The following is a 1405-nucleotide window of genomic DNA, read 5'->3' on the forward strand; positions in this document are numbered from 1 at the left end:
GGTGACGTCCCGCTGTGTGGTGGAGTTTCTCGACACCGTGCGGGTCAGCTGTTCTGATTATGCCGCGGTCAGTTCCGGGATCGCCACCTCCTCGGGTTCGGTGAGCAGCAGCGCCATGGAGTGCTCGCTGAAGTAGCGGCGGTCGGCGCCGTCCCATTCGTCGTGCTGCTCGATCAGGACGTGGCCAGCGAGGCGGAGCAGAGCGGCGGGGTTGGGAAACGTGCCGACCACGTCGGTGCGGCGTTTGATCTCTTTGTTCACCCGCTCCAGCGGATTCGTCGACCAGAGCTGACGCCAGTGCTGGAACGGGAATTGGCAGAACGCCAGCAGGTCGTCTTTCGCGTCCTCGAGCATGTCAGCGATCTTCGGGTGCGAGCGGGTGAGCATGCGGACGACCTCGTGGAACTGGTTGAACACGTGCTCGGTGTCGGGCTGGGCGAAGATCGTGCGGATGATCGACGCGACCATCGGCCCTGCTGTCTTCGGGACGGCCGTGAGCACGTTGCGCATGAAATGCACCCTGCAGCGTTGCCACGAGGCACCCGCGAACACGGTCTGGATTGCTGCGATCAGGCCGGTGTGCGCGTCGGAGATGACCAGCTGAACCCCGCCCAGGCCGCGCGCTTTCAGAGAGCGAAGGAAGGTGGTCCAGAACGGCTGCGATTCGGTCTCGCCAACCTCGAAGCCAAGCACTTCCCGGCGCCCGTCCGCCGCGACGCCGACCGCCACCACGACGGCCTGCGACACGACCCGCCGGCCGACGCGGGCTTTGCAGTAGGTCGCGTCGAGGAACACGTACGGGTAGCCCTGATCGGCCAACGGTCGGTCTCGGAAAGCGGCGACGTCCTCGTCGAGGTTGGCGCAGATCCGGGACACCTCGGACTTCGAGATGCCGGTGTCGGCGCCGAGCGCTTTCACCAGGTCGTCGACTTTGCGGGTGCTGACGCCGTGGACGTAGGCCTCCATCACGACCGCGAACAGGGCCTGATCGACGCGGCGGCGGCGTTCCAGCAGCGACGGGAAGAACGACCCGGTTCGCAGTTTCGGGATCCGCAGCTCCAGATCCCCGGCTGTGGTGCTGACGATCTTGGGGCGGGTGCCGTTGCGTTGCGTCACCCGGCCCGGGGTTCGTTCGAACGGGGCGGCACCGATGAACGCGGCCACTTCCGCGTCGATCAGCTCCTGGTAGAGCGTCTCGGTAGCGACCCGGATCCGGTCGGTGACATCGGTGAGTTTCAGTTCCCCGAGGAGCTCGAGGAGGGCAGACTGGTCAAGAGCCATCGTGCGCTTGTGTCCTTACGTTGAGATTCCTAGACAGTTCTCACTGACCATCGCACGATGGCTCACCCACGTCCACGACGCCGGCAACCCGGTCGGAATCTCCACCACCACACGGGACGCCACC

General features: G+C 65.6%; 1 protein-coding gene. It reads right to left on the reverse strand.

Features of this window, described 5'->3' with window-relative positions; all coding sequences use genetic code 11:
* Positions 1 to 57: 57 nt before the first annotated feature.
* Positions 58 to 1281: an IS256 family transposase gene (locus N1031_RS20365; RefSeq protein ID WP_259481789.1), complete on the reverse strand. Its 1224-nt coding sequence runs from the start codon at positions 1279 to 1281 to the stop codon at positions 58 to 60.
* Positions 1282 to 1405: the final 124 nt, after the last annotated feature.

It is taken from the genome of Herbiconiux moechotypicola, assembly GCF_024979255.1.
Classification (GTDB): Bacteria; Actinomycetota; Actinomycetes; order Actinomycetales; family Microbacteriaceae; genus Herbiconiux; species Herbiconiux moechotypicola.

Bases quoted from the DNA above. Each gene is read 5' to 3' on its own strand.
- N1031_RS20365 (WP_259481789.1), bottom strand. From the start codon at position 1,281: ATGGCTCTTGACCAGTCTGCCCTCCTCGAGCTCCTCGGGGAACTGAAA.